Here is a 15,538-nt window from a genome sequence, read left to right as displayed (position 1 = left end):
TACATTCATCCCTTCGAAGCGCCGCACCATCGCGTCTGTCCCTGCGGATGATCAGAGGCGGCGATGCAATACGGTGCGAGACTTCAAACCTACATGAGGGCAAGCGGCGCCAGCGTCAATCCGCCGACAGCAAATGCCGCGGAAGCGACAAAACGATGATGGTGGGCAGGGTTGGGAGCGGTCATAAAAAAGCAGCGCCGACACATTCAAGGTCAAGCGCTGCCAATTGTCTTTGAAATTCGCTCAGATGCCGCCGAAAAGGTAGGCCAGTGCGAGAAGTCCTGAAAATCCGATCACTGCGCGGGCTGTAATGCCCCAGCAGGATTTCTGTGCGGTCTCTTCCATATTAGCTCCGGTTGAGGTGCTGCAAGTTCCAGGCCGCGTAACCCGTCAGGTCCGCTCGGCTTGTGAGAGGGTGTTTAACGATTTGATAATTCCTTCGCAACTGCAAAAAAGGCAAACCTGTGGCAATGTTTTCATAACAGCCATACGCTCCACGCATGGCTTGACGATAAATCAAGGGCTTGACGACGTTTGTGCTTATTCGACCTTTGCTCGTTGTCCACAGTTCGACCACATTGGTAAATATCCGGTTGCCGAAACCCATTGCAATTGAGCCTTTGCCAAGCTGCCGCGCACATGTCAAAACCGCTGCATGAGTGATTTCGATTACATAGCAATCGCATGGTTCGCTCTGGGATGGGTCGGGTTTGCGGCGCTCACAGACGGCCGGATTCCGATCCGGCGGATCAGCCTGACGCGCGCCATGAACGAGAACCGGCGGCTTTGGATGCGCACAGCCGCCCGGCGCGATCTCCGGATGATCGACACGGCGATCCTCGCTGGCCTGCAGAACGGCACCGCTTTCTTTGCCTCCACCACAATCCTTGCGATCGGTGGCTGCTTTGCGCTTCTTGGATCGACCGAACAGGTGCTCGACGTCGCCGGTGACCTGCCAATTCCGCTTGTGGCAGACCGCGTCGCATTCGAGGCCAAGGTGTTCGGCCTGATCGGGATCTTCGCCTATGCGTTTTTCAAGTTTGGCTGGTCCTACCGGCTGTTCAACTATTCTTCGATCCTGTTTGGCGCGATACCTATGAAAGGCGACGTTGCCGGCAACATGGCTGAGCTTGACGCCAGCGCCGACCGGGCCGCAGAGATCAACATCCTGGCTGGACGGCATTTCAATGCGGGCTTGCGCGCCATCTTCATGTCGATCGGCTATCTGGGTTGGTTTGCAGGGCCCTATGTGCTGATCGGCTCGACGACACTTGTTGTGTTGGTGTTGCTGCGGCGGCAGTTCCTGTCCAACGCCCGTTCCGCCATTCTCAAGGACACCTCCACCAAGTGACATCTTTCCAAACGCCCGGCCAGGCACCAAATGCCGAGCGGCTTCGGTCCGCCATCATCACTCTTTTGTCCCAGCGCCAGCCGGGCAAGAGCATTTGCCCTTCCGAAGCTGCACGCTCGCTCGCAGGTCCGGATGAAAAGAACTGGCGGCTGCTGATGAAGCCGATACGGCAGGTGGCCGTGGAAATGGCCACGGCTGGGCAGATCCAGATCCTGCGCAAGGGAAAACGCGTCGCTGATCCGGACAGTTTTCGCGGCGTATACCGTCTCGCCCTCCCCGACGCCTGCAAACCGGCAAACCGATGAACCATCAAGCGCTGCGCGACCATGCTCTCCCCTTCAATTAGAAACCCCAACCGGCTCGATCTGACCATGATGGTTCTGGCAGCTATGATCTGGGCTTCCGGTTTTGTCGCGATTCGCATCGCCGTGCCGGAAACGGGACCGGTCTGGCTCGCAGCGATTCGGGTCGGGCTGGGATTTCTGGTGCTTCTTCCCTACGCGCTCTGGCGCGGGATGACCTGGCCGCAAACCCGTGCGCAATGGCTGCTGATTGTCGGCATGGCGATGCTCAATGTGGTTTTGCCGTTCGTTCTTGTCTCCTGGTCGGGCTTGACCCTTGACGCCAGTGTGATGGCGCTTCTGATGGGAACCGGACCCTTCCTGGCGCTGGTCGGAAGCCACTTCCTGACCGATGATGACCGCTTCACCAAACGCAAACTGATTTCGGTCCTGCTGGGCTTTGCCGGTATTGTGGTGCTTGTCGGGCCGAGCGCCTTCGCGGGTCTGGCCGACGGCTCCTTTCAAGCCAAGCTGGTCATGCTGGCGGCATCGTGCAGCTACGTGATGGCCGGTCTGATGATCCGGAGAATCACAATGCCGCCAGTGCGGCTTGCCTGTCTCGCCCTGGCGATCGGAGCCGCAGCGCTGTTTCCGCTGGCATTTTTTATCGAAGGAACACCCAAGACAGGCTTGTCCGTTCCGGCCGTCACTGCATTGATCTATCTGGGTCTGTTCCCGACCGGGATCGCTTACATCCTGCGATTCAATCTGATCAATACCATCGGCTATTCGCGGTTTTCACTGACCGTCAACATGATCCCGGTTTTCGGCATGGCTCTGGGCATCCTGCTGCTGGGCGAACCCATCACACTCAATGGCATGGTCGCGCTGGGCCTCGTGTTGTCAGGGCTCTATGTGGCTGCCGGCAAGGACAAGTCGCAATCAGGCGCACAGTCTTAGTTTCCCCAAGGCCTGAGCGGGCCTGGCTTGAAAGACCCTCGGCACGTACCCAGCGGTAGAACCGCCATAGGCCGGGATTGGAAGTTCTGGCTTCCACTGCTTTCACCCGATGCATAATCGCGCCCTTCTGTTTATCCCGGTCTTGTGCGAGACGTGGACGGTGCCGAGTCCTTTTTGGAGACCATAGCTTGAGTAAAATTGCCGACAAGGGCCAGGTAGCCGGCCCGGCACCCGGGCAAGTGCCAAATCAGGCACCCGGGCGACCGGTAGGACGGATCTTGGCACTTGACCTCGCCCGCGGCCTGGCCCTGTTTGCCATGGCAACCTACCATTTCTCCTGGGATCTCGAGCTGTTCGGCTATCTTGACCCCGGCACGACCGGACACGGGTGGCTGAAGCTTTATGCGCGGCTGATCGCCGGGTCTTTTCTGTGTCTGGCTGGAATCAGCCTTGCGCTCGCCGATAGTGCCGGGCTCAGGCCACAAGCCTTCTTGAAACGGCTGGCCATGATTGCCGGTGCGGCCGGTCTGATCACCCTGGTCACCTTCTATGCAACGCCGGAGAGTTTTATCTTTTTCGGCATTCTGCATGCCATTGCACTTTCAAGTGTGATCGGACTGGCTTTTCTGCCCCTGCCGGGTGTGATTGCGATCGCCGCAGGCGCAATGTGTCTGGCGTTGCCGCAGTTTTACCGGGACGACATGTTCAACACGCTTTGGCTCTACTGGGTGGGGTTGCACAGCATTCCGCCTCGCTCGAATGATTTCGTGCCGCTGATGCCGTGGCTCGGTCCATTCCTGGTCGGGCTCGGACTGTCCAAGCTTGCGATCAAGCACGGTCTTGCAGCCAGACTTGCCAGTATTGAAACCGGCGGCAGTGTTTTCAGCCGGCTGACGCAGTTTTGCGGCCGTCACAGTCTTGCCTTCTATTTGCTGCACCAACCGGTGTTGTTGGCTCTGATCTGGACCTTTGCCCAGGTGGCGCCGCCGGCACCGGCAGATCCGGTTCGCGGTTTCATCAACGAGTGCCGCTCGGGCTGCGCGGTTCAGACTGAAAGCGGCTTTTGCCAGCGGTTTTGCTCCTGCGTCACCGATGAATTGTTGTCGAAGGGCCTGTTTGAAGCGGTTGTTGCCGGCAGTGTAACGTCTGAAACGGACAGCAGGATTCCTGCCATTGCCAACCAATGCACGGCGACGGCGCAACAGTGAGCTGTCTTGCGACTTTGACATATTTTGTGGGCGACTGCCCGGTTTGGACATGGAGACTATGAACGAACGCCGCAACCGGCCCAATGTGATTCCCTGGCCACCAATCCTTATTGTAGGCCTGGTCACGCTCGGCTTTATCCTCAACATGGTTTTCCCCCTTGGCTTCGGATTTTCAGGCATGCGCGTGGCGGCTGGCCTGGTAATCATGGCAGCCCTGTCAATTGATCTGTGGGCCATGAAGACACTCAATGACGGCAGCACCACGATCATGCCGCATCGCGGCTCGTCCTATCTGGTCACCCAAGGGCCATTCCGCTACTCGCGAAACCCGATCTATGTTGCCAACGTCATGCTTATGATTGGGTTGTCGCTGTTCTTCGCCAATGGGTGGTTGCTGCTGCTGGCTCCGGTGAATGGTGCCTTGACCCAAGCACTCGCAATTAAGCGTGAGGAAAGCCACCTAATCGCGCTGTTTGGCTATGATTATGAAGCCTATTGCAGACGGGTCCGCCGCTGGTTCTGATCCAGCGGGACTGCGCGGATAACTCCCATATGTCCTGTCCCTAGGTGTTGACGCCAATCTCAGCCAGGCGCGTCAGGCAGGACTCCTCGATATTGTCGAGCTCTACAAGCGTATCATCGATATCCTTGCGCTTTTGGCGCAGGTCTTCGCGTTTTTCCTCGATCTTGCGCATCAGCAGCCGCAGTTGGCCCGCCTCGCCCGGAGGGTCCCGGTAGACCTGGATGATTTCACGGATTTCGGCGATGGTGAACCCGATCCGCCGGCCGCGCAGGATTTCCTGGATAAGGCGCCGATCCGCACTCCTGAACAGGCGCGTACGGCCGCGGCGCTCAGGGTGGATCAGGCCTTCATCCTCGTAAAAGCGCAACGTCCGTGTCGAGATACCGAACTCCCGCGTCAATTCCGTGATCGTGTAATATTTGTCCAATGCGATACATTCCTGACACAGGGAAGCGATCACTCCCCGAGGGATTTGGTCTTACTTTTACGTATAAGTCAAAAACAGCATCTTGACCACATCGCCCCACCGGCAATTCAAGCCAGCGCCAGCCACCAGCCGGCCAGACCGAGAAATGCGAAGAAGCCAACAACATCCGTCACGGTGGTCACAAACACCGCGGACGCAATGGCCGGGTCCGCACCGATCTTGTCGAGCAACAGCGGCAACAGGATGCCGGCCAGCGCTGCGGCCAGCATGTTGACGACCATGGCCGCAGCTATGATACCGCCCAGCGAACTGTTGGCAAACCAGAGGCCGGCGACAACACCAATGATGGCGGCGAACAGGACACCATTGATCAGACCAACGGCAGCCTCACGGCGGATGACCCGCCCGGCATTGTAGATATCGATGTCTCGGGTCGCGAGCGCGCGCACCGTCACGGTCATGGTCTGGGTGCCGGCATTGCCGCCCATTGAGGCTACGATCGGCATCAAAACCGCCAGCGCCACCATCTGTTCGATCGTGGCGTCAAACAGGCTGATCACCCATGACGCCAGAATGGCCGTGGCGAGATTGATCAGCAGCCAGCTGAAGCGCGAGCGCACAGTGGAGATGATGTTGTCGGAAAGCTCTTCGTCGCCCACACCGCCAAGGCGCTTGATGTCCTCGTCGGCCTCAGCATGGATCACGTCGACCACGTCATCGATGGTCAGCACGCCCACCAGGCGCTCGTTCTCATCCACCACGGCAGCGGAGAGAAGGTCATACTGTTCAAACAGTTGCGCCGCCTCTTCCTGATCCATTTCCGCGTCGATGCGATAGCGCGTCTCCTCCATCACATCTTCGATGCGGGCCTGCCGCTTGGTGCGCAGGATCCGGTCCAGATCGACGCCGCCAACCAGTTTGAAGGTCGGGTCGATCACAAATATCTGGCTGAAATGATCCGGGAGATCCTCTTCTTCGCGCATGTAGTCGATGGTCTGGCCGACCGTCCAAAACGGCGGCACGGCGACGAACTCCGTTTGCATACGCCGTCCTGCGGTGTCTTCGGGATAATCCAGCGAACGGCGCAGCCTGACCCGTTCCGTGAACGGCAGGGCAGCAAGAATCTCGCGCTGATCGGCCTCGTCAAGATCCTCGAGGATGTAAACGGCATCATCGGAATCGAGATCGCCCAGTGCTTCAGCAATCTTGGCATTGGGCAGCGCACCGACGATCTCCAGGCGGATCGCTTCATCGACCTCGGTGAGGGCGGAGAAATCGAAATCATCGCCGAGCAATGCAACCAGCGCCTGGCGCTGAGAACCGCTGATTGCCTCCAGGAGATCACCAAGTTCCGATTCGTGCAGCGGAATGACCTGGTCGCGCAAAAACAGCACATCGCGATCGGCGATCGCTGCGCCAATGGCGGCCAGATAGTCCTGGCGGATGGAGCCATCCTCGCCATAAATCTCGTTCTGATCGCTGGTCTCCTGCTGCTGAGCAGGCTTGGCAGTTTCATTTTCGCGGTCGGCTGATTCGGTCATGGCCATGGCTCGCGGGCTTGGGGTGATGCGCTGGCCCGGTGTACCGGATCGAGGCGTCAGATACCATTAGGGGCCGCTTTTTCTTTATGCTGACTCAGTGCGCTCGGCAATGCGCTCTCACCGGCGTGCAAGGGTGTGAACCGCGAGGACACATCGGAGCATCAAGTCCGCCCATCTGCTCTCCAACCGGCTCCAGCCCGACTGTGAAGCCGGGCTGGAATTGACCCGCGCCAACCTTGTCTAGGCGGCACAGGCAGGCTGCAGTCTGATCCTTCAGAGCATATCGCTTTGCCCGGTTTCCATCAGCAAGCGCTCGGTACGCGCGTCGTCAATCCGGTTGGAGAGACGGCGCGATTCCTCGACATCACGCAAGGTCTTGGTGATGGTCACTGAGGTGTGGACCAGCATGATTGCGGCCATGGCGTAGAACCCCTTGGCGGCGAAGCTTGCCTCCAGGAAGTAGATGCCCCCCGCCATCATGCCGGCGGCAACAATAAAGCTCAGACCGGTGAACATGGTCCATGAGTTGCCTGGAGCGATTATCGGTTGATTCTCAGTCATTGTGTTTGTCCTTGAATTTGAGTGGGTGGTGTTTGTCGGCGTTTCAAGCGTCGGCCGAGGTGGATGTCTGGGTTGAAGACGGAGAGGCTGCTGGCTGACGGCCGGCAAGGCGCGCAAGCACGTCATCAGCGGATGTCCTGACCGGCGTGCCGCATCCTGCATCGGCCAGCCTTTCGATCATGCCATCGGGGCTGGCTTCACGGTCCATGGAAACAAGGCTCGCCTCGACAAGGTCAGCCTGGGTCTGGCGGACCTTGAGCCTCTGCAAGGTCTCTTCTGCATCGCGCAATGCTGACTTGCCGCCAATGCCCTCACCTGCCCTGAGTTGGCGGACACGGGCCGCGGCAGTTGAAACCTGCTGACCACGCTTGAGGGCGGAAAGACGGGTCGAAGCGTCCTTGACCGAGGCGCGAAGTCTGAAGATCTCGCGTTCGAAACGGGCCTGGGTCTCCTCGCTCGCCTTGCTGTCCGCCTCAAGTGAGGCAATCATTTCGGCCGCTTCGCGGGCAAGTTCGTTCTTCCCGGCCTGCATGGCCGTCATGGTCCGGTTCTCAAGGTCTTCAATTCGGGCCGCGATGCGGCTGTGTTGCTTCGCCTCCTGCCTGAATTCCGCCTCGGCCAGCGCAACCGCCTTGCGCGCCTGGGTCAAGGCTTGCACGCAATCACGGATCTGCTGATCAAGCACGACAATTGCATTCCGGTCAGTCACGTCCTCTGCTGCATTCCAGACGGTGCCCCGCACCAGCGCGGATAATCTCTTGAACATTGGTTGATCTCCTTATATGAACACTGTTCATGCTTGCTAGATAGCATATTTTGAACGTTGTTCAAGATATTTTTTGAACAGTGTTCATTTTTTCAAGGGGCCGGAAGATGGCAGGAAAACGCGAAGCTCAACGACAGGCGCTCAAGGACCGGCTGTTTGAAGCGGCGCGCGCTCGGATCGAGCAGCAAGGGCTTGGAAACTTGCGGGCGCGTGATTTGACAACCGATGCAGGCTGCGCGCTCGGTGGACTGTATTCAGCCTATGAAGACATGGATGATCTGGTGCTGCAGGTGAACGCGGCAACCCTGCGCAGTCTTGGTGCAAGCCTCGAAGAGGCGGCCACTTCGGATGCCGAACCGGCAGAGCGATTGGTGGGCCTCGGCCTGAACTATCTCGATTTCGCGCGAAGCCATATGAATTTGTGGTCGGCGATTTTCGACCACCGAATGCAGAATGGACGCGAGATCCCCTCCTGGTACAATGAGGAACAAAAAGTGCTGTTCGCTCATATCGGCAAGTCGTTGCTTGCGCTCCAACCCGATATGGCAATGGAGGATCTGAGCATTCGTGTCCGCACCCTGTTTGCCGCGGTGCACGGAATTGTCTCCATCGGCCTGCGCGAGAAGATCATCGGCCTGCCCCAGGACAAAATCGCAAGCGAAGTCGAAGCAATCATCCGGCTTCTTGTCCGAGGCGCAAAAGACTGACGAGATTTCCCAGGTGCAGTGACACCCTTCACTCACCCATCCCTGCACCGGCGCAAACAGTAAGCTTGGCACAACCTCCAAAAGTTCATACTTATGGACAGGCAACGGCGAATCAATGAAATTGTTCAAACAGTTCAAGTCGGTCTGGTAGTTTAGAAGCGTGATTTGAGTCCAACTCTAATCGGGAAACGTCCATGACACTCGATCTGCGACTGGAAAAGCTGAAACAAATTCACTCAGACAAGAAGCGCGATATCATTCGCATCGCTGCGACACCGGGAATTCCCATTCGCCGCAAGCAGCTGCTCTATGCTTGTCTCAACAACTTGTGCCAACTTTCTGCCCGCTTGTTTGGCGAGATTTCGAACAATCCCGGCAACCACGACCTGCTTGAAGATGCAGCCGAGCTGGACGCTTCGCTGCTGGCATTGAGAAAGCAGGTTGGAAGCTTCATTCCAACGCGCACCCGGCAAGCGGCTTGATCCGTTCTTGGGCATGGAAAGCTGCCCGGTTTTTCCAGCTTTCTGTTTGCGCCCCCAGATGTCCGGTCGCAACTTCCGCCATTTGCATTTGATATTCAAACTTTCAACACTCTATCGCACCAAAAGTGCCGCCCTTGAAATTGCGCGCAATATCAGCGGCCGGCATTCCTTCACAGCGCGCAGTGAAACCCAAACGTTTTTCGGCTTTGCCGCGAGCCAGCGCGGCCGGCCAACAAAGACAAACATGATTTCCAGGAGACGACGACATGACGAGCCACGGTTATGAGTCTGGACGCTTGAACCTTCCCTTCGTGGGAATCTCGACTTTTGGAAAAAGAGAGTATGTGTCGGACTGGGACAAGATTGACGCCGACGTGGCGATCCTCGGCGCGCCCTTCGATTTCGGATGCCAATTCAGGTCCGGTGCAAGGTTTGGACCGCGCGCGGTCCGGGAGGCATCAACATTGTTCAGTTTTGGCCACGCCGGTGCTTATGACCACGAGGATGATGCCACCTATCTGGGCAGCGATGTCCGTATTGTCGATATTGGCGATGCGGACATCATCCATACCTTGACCCACGAAAGTCACGCCAACATCGAATATGGTGTAAAGAAAATTCTCGATGCGGGTGCACTGCCAGTCACCATTGGCGGTGATCATTCCATCAACATTCCCTGTATCAACGCCTTTGCCGAGGATTGCGCCAAAAATGGTCCGCTCCATGTGGTCCAGATAGATGCGCATCTGGATTTTGTCGATGAGCGCCACGGTGTCACGGCTGGCCACGGCAACCCGATGCGCCGAGCAATCGAAAAGGACTATGTTGCGGGCATGAGCCAGCTCGGCATCCGCAATGTTTCCTCGACCGCCAAAGAGGGCTACGACGACGCACGCGCCCGCGGTTCTGACATTCTATCCGTGCGCCAAGTCCGCAAATTGGGGACTGAAGCCGTTCTCAACCGCATTCCGGAAAACGCCCGATACTATGTAACCATCGACATCGACGCGTTTTGCCCGTCGATAGCGCCGGGGACAGGCACGCCCAGCCATGGCGGATTTCAATATTACGACGTGCTGGAAATTCTTCAGGGTCTTAGCAAGCGCGGCGATGTGGTGGGCATTGACCTGGTCGAGGTCGCTCCTGCCTATGACCCCTCAGAAAGCACCCAGATCCTGGCCGCTCAGCTGCTGCTGAACTTCATCGGATTTATTTTTCACAACAAGAAGCAGGTTCGCTCCAAAGGCTGATCAGACCTGCCCCGGGTGAACAGCAAGGCGCAAGTCGCATGCATTTTTCGGGATAGGTCTGTTGCACCAGCGTTGGTGCGCAGGAAAACTAAACGCCATCGTGTAAGCAAAACAAACTGGAGGTTGATCAGCCAGTTGATGGTGCGGTCGAGAAGACTCGAACTTCCACGGGTTGCCCCACAGCGACCTCAACGCTGCGCGTCTACCAATTCCGCCACGACCGCACGTGGTAGAGCCGAAACCTGTCCGGCGCGCTGCATGTAGCAAATGGACCTGCCCGGCACAAGCGCATTTGTGACAAATAATCCACCACGACGAACCGGTTGGCTCAAACCTCTGCAGGACCCCGTTTTTGCTTGGTTTTCCTGTGGCTTTCAGCCCCAAACAGGAAGACCGCGCCCTCGTAACAAACGGAATGCGCCTCAAACAGCGAAGTACCACGCGCTTGACCAGCCTCTCCTGACCCGGAAAGGCCGGACGGCATTACCTGACTGAAGCATCGGGGTGATATGCTGGCGTTTGCCCAAAGCAGAAAAGGATTCCGCTTTGGCGCGGGATGGGATACACCCCGACCACTGGCCCTGAAACGGGTCTTTGGTCCGCATAATCGCAATACCACGAGATTCAGATCACCGGAATGAGCCAGCGCGACGCTTTGGAAACACGATTTTTCGCCGGCGAGGGAAACCCGCCGGTGCGCTGGCGTGTTTCCGATGGTCTGGCCCTCTATCCCGAGGCCGTCGAGCTGATGGAACATGAGGCGGAGCTCATCGCCGCTGGCAATGCAAGCGAACTTATCTGGCTGGTCGAACATCCGCCGCTCTACACAGCCGGCACCAGCGCCCGATCGGAAGATCTGGTTGCACCAGACAGGTTCGAGGTTTTCGCCAGCGGCCGTGGCGGTGAATACACCTATCACGGCCCGGGTCAGCGTGTGGTCTATGTGATGATCGACCTAAAGCGGCGCCGCCAGGATGTACGCGCCTTTGTTTCAGCACTGGAAGCGGTGATCATCGGCGCTCTCGAGAGCATGAATGTTACCGGCGAAAGGCGTGAGGACCGGGTGGGCGTGTGGGTGCGCCGGCCCGACAAGCCAAGGCTCACCGATTGCACCATTGCAGAGGACAAGATCGCGGCCATCGGGATCCGGCTGCGCAAGTGGGTCAGCTTTCACGGCCTGTCGCTCAATGTCGACCCGGACCTAGAGCATTTTTCCGGAATCGTGCCCTGTGGAGTGCGCGTCCACGGGGTAACCAGTCTTGTGGATCTGGGACTGCCGATCCCCATGCATGAAGCCGATATCCGGCTGCGCGAGGCGTTTGAAGAGGTGTTCGGCCCCACATGTGACGACAATCAACAGGACCCCACAAGCGGCCTCACGCGCGGTGCGTACCCTGATTGATTGAAGAGCATATCCTGGCTTGATGCGCGCCATCTTGTGAGCGCGCGTTGTACGGGATCACGCTGCAATCGCCACCGGCTCCAGATCCGGACCCGCAACGGCAGCCACGAATTCCTGCCACACTGTTTGCTGGCCATCCGGCACTAGATTGTGCGCAGGGTCGAACAGTGCCTCTGCATCGCGGAGCGAGAACGGCTTGGTGTTTCCCAGCGCCGTCAGCACACGGTTGATATAGGAAAGCTGTTTCATTCCCATTGCAGTCCAGAGGCCTCGGTTATGGCTTGCCAGCGCTCCCTCGCCGTCAATGATCGCATGCCAGACCTGGGAGAGCGCGAAGCCAGTCAGCATCCGGCTCTGTGGGCCCGCCATCTCCATGACACGGACCAGCACCTCAAGCTCATTGCGGCTCGAAATCAGTCCCCCACGGGACAGCACCCGCCGCAACCATTCCACCTTGGCCTCACTCAAGGCACCAAGCGGATGCATGGTGTGGATGACATGATCGCTCAGGATCTGGACGAAAAACGCGTCCCATTCGGGGCATTTGCCGGCCTTGCAATGTTCCAGCGCGAGCAAGGTCGCAATGGCACCAGGAGCATCGAGCCCACCGGCGAATATGCGGTTCTCGATCAGTGTGACGTCTTCGGCAGTAAATTTGGATTTTTCGGCCAGCATGCATGCTGGATAAGACAGGCGTAGTTCACTCATCTCTGGGTTCCCATTTCCTCATGAAATGTCGCGACGCGAATTGCGTCTTCAGCGCGTAAATCATTTGCGCCGGGGTCAAGCCTGAACGTCAGATGTTAAAATTGACTTGTTCTGGAACACCACAATACTTTGCGGGCACCGGCAATTAAGCAAAGTGACAAACAATTGGTAAACCAACAGGCCTCCGCCGAAGTCCGGTTTGCCGGGTCGAGACCAGGCGGCGGGACCTGCCAAACGCCGAGACCTCTGATCAACAAAGCGCTGTCGCGCACTCGGTTAAAACCGGTGCCCGTCATGTCCGGCCTTACGGATCTCGGCCGTTCTTTGCGATTTTGTTGAACAGGCGGCGCAGAACTGCTTTGCAAAATAATGCGCAATGCTGCTCTGGACGTGCGCGGGCCAATCGCCGATACTGTCTCTGCCGGTCCAGAGACCCCTTCCCCGCTTCGACAGGTCCGGCCTTCACTGAACAGTGATCAAGAACGAGGGGCGCCGCCACTGTCTTCCAGTTTACGGTGGGTCTCCACGCCTGACACGCCACCACTTGGCGCGCGGTTCGCGTTCACATGAACGACATGGACGGTGCATAGGCAATAACAGCGACGAAGGCCGGAACTGCGTTATGCGCGGTGCCGAAGCCACACACATATGAATGCCGAAGGGATGAATTCATGAATGATATGACGCCGGAAACCTACGATGATGGTGACACTCTTGGCGGGCGCATCACCCGCGCGCGCGATCTCGCCGCACTGACGCTGGAAGATGCCGCCTCGCATATCGGCGTAACCACGGAAACTCTGGCCGAGTGGGAGACCGACCGGTCTGAACCCCGCGCCAACAAGGTAATGACGCTGGCAGGCGTTCTCGGAGTCTCACCGGCATGGCTGATCAGCGGCGCAGGCGACGCGCCGCAATCCCAGGGCATGTCCGTGGCAATCGACGAAATGAAGGGCGAGATCAACCGTTTGCGCGAACTGGCTCTGCAGGTGACAGCCAGCGCGGAAACGCTTGAATCCCGCCTTGAAACCCTCACTCGGGCCGCGCACGAATGAAAATTGTTCCGGGATCACCGGATCAGCATCATCGGCAACTGAAAATTGCCGCCAGACTGCAGTGAGATGAATGGGTTCGAACCCATTCGCCTCACTGCGCATCCGAAGGGATGTTCAAAAGACACCGCAACGCATTTGATGGAATGGCTGCCGATCCCGGTGATTTCCAAGACACCCCGTATGATTAGCGGTCCCCCTACCCGGCGCTGTAAACGCCAAATGCGCCGACCAGGATCAGGCTCAGCGCCCAAACCACATCGAGGTTGAACCAGGTGGTGGAGAGGAATTTCAGGCCCAGCCAGAAATAAATGGTGGCAGCGATAAAGCCGCCGGCAATGGTCATGGCCAGGGTATGAGCGATTGCAACGGCAAAGGCCGTGACCACGTTGCCGGCCATCAGTGACGCCGCTGCCTGGTGGCCGGCATCCAGATCACCAACCTTGCAGATGCCCAGGAATATGGGAACCAGCATCAGTCCCGCACCATGCGCCATCGCGGCCAGGAAAGACCAGAGCGCAAGCCGGCTCGGCTTGACCCGCGCCAGAAAGCGCGGATGCCTGCGGTTGATCAGCAGATAGATGCCGAGACCGATCACCAGCAAGCCCGCGCCCAGCCGGACTTCGCGCTCCCACATCACCAGCACCGTCATCAGCGAGAACGGCAACAAAATCGCCGTCATCGCCAGGAAGTGCCCGAAGGCGAGTGCCGCCAGTGCCCTGAGCAAAGCACCCCGCTTGCGTTCCATCAGGGCCGCGGAAACCGCCAGCGGCCAGCCCATGCCGGGGTTAAGGCCATGATAGAGCCCCGACACGATGACGGCCCACCAAAGGGCCGTCACGGAGATCATGTCCTGCATTGGTTAAACAGACGGATAGCAGAAACTGTCGGTGGAGCAGTCACCTCCCTCAAGCCGGATCTGGTGCGAGCGCAGGCCCTTGGGAAACTCGACATAGAAATCCTTGTCGAGCGTCAGGCCGCCATTCTCGCCGACATGGGCCATCACCATCTGGCCGCCCTCATCATCGGGATAGAACTGATCATCCCAAGTTGAGTAGAGCGAATTGGTCCAGTAGACGCGCTTGCCGTCACGGCTGATTTCGACCATCTGCGGCCCAAAGGCGAAATCCTTGCCGTTGGGGTGCTTGGTGTCCGTGACGATGCCACCGATCTCGACCTTGCCGGCCAGCTTCGGGTTCATCGGGTCACTCACATCATATTGATGCATTTCCCCCAGGCCCCAGCAGGCAACATAGAGGAAACGGTCATCGAGGCTCAGATCGATGTCGGTGACCAGCGGTGGCACGGCTCCAAATCCCTTGAGCAAATCGGGCAGGTCATCCGCATCGGCAGGAACCGGATCGATGGTGATGGTCTTCTTGGACTGCCATTGGCCGTCCTCGTCGCGCCACCAGGTGAAAATCGCACCTTGCAGGTTGGTGGTGTCGACGACAACGCCACAGAAACCGTAGGACTTGGAGGGGTCATGCGCCGGGCGGATTTCCAGTGCCATCTGATGGTTGGCGCCCAAATCCATGGTCTGGATGTTCTTGCGTGCCCGCAGGTCCCAGAAATGGATCGAGTGGCCATATTTGTTGGACAGCAGGTCTTCGGCAACAATCCCACCCTCGAATTGCGGCGGCAGGCCCCATTCGGAGCTGACCATGTAATCCTGGGGAAGGTTCCACCAGAAATCATAGTGCTTGTCCTGCTTGCCACGGTCCATCTCGTAGCGACCGATGATGTCAAAGGTCTGGCAGTCCATGATGAAGATGCCGGGTGGACCGTCGGTGCCATGCGGGCCGCCGCCACCCAGGGTCGAAACATAAATCCCCTCGGGTCCGCAATGGATTGTATGAGGCCGGGAATATCCGGTTTTTTCAAACACCTCTTCAGGTTCGATGATCTTGTGGATCTTCGCCTCAAGTGGTTCCTTGACGTCGATGATGTATATTCTCGATGAGCGGATTCCCGGCACGATCAGATAGCGCCGCTCCAGAAATGCATGGCCTGAGAGTGGCGAAAGCGATGATGAACAGGCGTTCCAGCCGAAGTGATGAAATTCATCGCCCTTGTGGGGGACAATCACCTGGTGAACGATCTGGCCGTAAGTGTCTGATTTTGTGTCGAGGTCGATGACGGCAATTCCGTCAGACTGTGAGCCGTCGGGGCTAAGCATGACTGTGAAGGCATATCTCTCCACAGGCGCCTGCATTGCAAGCTTCGGTGTGGCATGAAACGTCGGGTCTGGTCTCAGGTTCATTTCAGTCTCCTCCCATTGAAAATGAAGTCGTAGCTGTCTGTTCCAGTTCCGTATCT

At 58.0% G+C, this 15,538-nt stretch carries 17 protein-coding genes and 1 tRNA gene; 10 read left to right on the top strand and 8 right to left on the bottom strand.

The window, feature by feature from the left end:
* Window positions 1–655: 655 nt before the first annotated feature.
* From HPDFL43_RS09825 to HPDFL43_RS09805, 5 genes are all read left to right on the top strand, one after another.
* A complete protein-coding gene (locus HPDFL43_RS09825; protein WP_007197170.1) occupies window positions 656–1,351 on the top strand; it encodes a DUF599 domain-containing protein in 696 nt (231 codons plus the stop codon).
* Window positions 1,348–1,656 (top strand): DUF3253 domain-containing protein, encoded by a 309-nt coding sequence (locus HPDFL43_RS09820; protein WP_007197169.1) that lies wholly within the window; start codon window positions 1,348–1,350, stop codon window positions 1,654–1,656. Before HPDFL43_RS09825 ends, HPDFL43_RS09820 begins: the two co-directional genes overlap by 4 nt.
* Before the next feature lie 21 nt (window positions 1,657–1,677).
* Entirely contained in the window at window positions 1,678–2,592 is a 915-nt protein-coding gene (locus HPDFL43_RS09815) for a DMT family transporter (protein WP_040449170.1), read from the top strand.
* Window positions 2,593–2,870: 278 nt separating this feature from the next.
* Window positions 2,871–3,800 carry a heparan-alpha-glucosaminide N-acetyltransferase gene (locus HPDFL43_RS09810; protein WP_007197167.1) on the top strand — a complete coding sequence of 310 codons (930 nt, stop codon included), beginning with the start codon at window positions 2,871–2,873 and terminating at the stop codon, window positions 3,798–3,800.
* Window positions 3,801–3,858: 58 nt separating this feature from the next.
* Entirely contained in the window at window positions 3,859–4,323 is a 465-nt protein-coding gene (locus HPDFL43_RS09805; protein WP_007197166.1) for a methyltransferase family protein, read from the top strand.
* A 40-nt stretch (window positions 4,324–4,363) separates the two neighbouring features.
* Here HPDFL43_RS09805 and HPDFL43_RS09800 read toward each other — a convergent pair whose 3' ends face one another.
* From HPDFL43_RS09800 to HPDFL43_RS09785, 4 genes are all read right to left on the bottom strand, one after another.
* Window positions 4,364–4,756, bottom strand: a complete 393-nt coding sequence (locus HPDFL43_RS09800; RefSeq protein ID WP_040450064.1) for a MerR family transcriptional regulator — start codon at window positions 4,754–4,756, stop codon at window positions 4,364–4,366.
* A gap of 101 nt (window positions 4,757–4,857) precedes the next feature.
* Window positions 4,858–6,297, bottom strand: a complete 1,440-nt coding sequence (mgtE, locus tag HPDFL43_RS09795; RefSeq protein ID WP_007197164.1) for a magnesium transporter — start codon at window positions 6,295–6,297, stop codon at window positions 4,858–4,860.
* A gap of 267 nt (window positions 6,298–6,564) precedes the next feature.
* Window positions 6,565–6,852, bottom strand: a complete 288-nt coding sequence (locus HPDFL43_RS09790) for a YiaA/YiaB family inner membrane protein (RefSeq protein ID WP_007197163.1) — start codon at window positions 6,850–6,852, stop codon at window positions 6,565–6,567.
* Between the two features lie 43 nt (window positions 6,853–6,895).
* Window positions 6,896–7,618, bottom strand: coding sequence for a PspA/IM30 family protein (locus tag HPDFL43_RS09785; protein ID WP_007197162.1), 723 nt, complete (start codon window positions 7,616–7,618; stop codon window positions 6,896–6,898).
* A gap of 107 nt (window positions 7,619–7,725) precedes the next feature.
* Between HPDFL43_RS09785 and HPDFL43_RS09780 the strand changes: the two genes are divergently transcribed.
* The 3 genes from HPDFL43_RS09780 (at window position 7,726) to speB (ending at window position 10,057) form a co-directional block, all read left to right on the top strand.
* A complete protein-coding gene (locus HPDFL43_RS09780; RefSeq protein ID WP_007197161.1) occupies window positions 7,726–8,325 on the top strand; it encodes a TetR/AcrR family transcriptional regulator in 600 nt (199 codons plus the stop codon).
* Window positions 8,326–8,519: 194 nt separating this feature from the next.
* Window positions 8,520–8,807: a hypothetical protein gene (locus HPDFL43_RS09775; protein WP_007197160.1), complete on the top strand. Its 288-nt coding sequence runs from the start codon at window positions 8,520–8,522 to the stop codon at window positions 8,805–8,807.
* Window positions 8,808–9,073: 266 nt separating this feature from the next.
* Entirely contained in the window at window positions 9,074–10,057 is a 984-nt protein-coding gene (speB, locus tag HPDFL43_RS09770; protein WP_040449169.1) for an agmatinase, read from the top strand.
* Between the two features lie 139 nt (window positions 10,058–10,196).
* Here the strand turns inward: speB and HPDFL43_RS09765 are convergent.
* Window positions 10,197–10,281: transfer RNA gene (locus tag HPDFL43_RS09765), tRNA-Leu, on the bottom strand.
* A 413-nt stretch (window positions 10,282–10,694) separates the two neighbouring features.
* Here HPDFL43_RS09765 and lipB point away from each other — a divergent pair.
* Window positions 10,695–11,459, top strand: coding sequence for a lipoyl(octanoyl) transferase LipB (gene lipB / locus HPDFL43_RS09760; RefSeq protein ID WP_007197157.1), 765 nt, complete (start codon window positions 10,695–10,697; stop codon window positions 11,457–11,459).
* 57 nt (window positions 11,460–11,516) lie between these two features.
* On the opposite strand, the gene HPDFL43_RS21385 is transcribed toward lipB, so the two are convergent.
* The gene (locus tag HPDFL43_RS21385; protein ID WP_156970244.1) at window positions 11,517–12,167 is read right to left on the bottom strand and encodes a hypothetical protein; all 651 of its coding nucleotides are present in this window, start codon (window positions 12,165–12,167) and stop codon (window positions 11,517–11,519) included.
* 671 nt (window positions 12,168–12,838) lie between these two features.
* Between HPDFL43_RS21385 and HPDFL43_RS09750 the strand changes: the two genes are divergently transcribed.
* Window positions 12,839–13,222 carry a helix-turn-helix domain-containing protein gene (locus HPDFL43_RS09750; protein ID WP_007197155.1) on the top strand — a complete coding sequence of 128 codons (384 nt, stop codon included), beginning with the start codon at window positions 12,839–12,841 and terminating at the stop codon, window positions 13,220–13,222.
* Between the two features lie 196 nt (window positions 13,223–13,418).
* Here HPDFL43_RS09750 and HPDFL43_RS09745 read toward each other — a convergent pair whose 3' ends face one another.
* Complete coding sequence (locus tag HPDFL43_RS09745; protein WP_007197153.1) at window positions 13,419–14,078, bottom strand: hypothetical protein; 660 nt, start codon at window positions 14,076–14,078, stop codon at window positions 13,419–13,421.
* Between the two features lie 3 nt (window positions 14,079–14,081).
* On the bottom strand, window positions 14,082–15,482 hold the full coding sequence (locus HPDFL43_RS09740) for a selenium-binding protein SBP56-related protein (RefSeq protein WP_007197152.1): 1,401 nt from the start codon (window positions 15,480–15,482) through the stop codon (window positions 14,082–14,084).
* Window positions 15,483–15,538 lie beyond the last annotated feature (56 nt).

It is taken from the genome of Hoeflea phototrophica DFL-43 (assembly GCF_000154705.2).
Taxonomy (GTDB): Bacteria; Pseudomonadota; Alphaproteobacteria; order Rhizobiales; family Rhizobiaceae; genus Hoeflea; species Hoeflea phototrophica.
The sequence above is the reverse complement of the archived record's forward strand: the minus strand, read 5'-3'. Positions and strand labels throughout refer to the sequence as shown.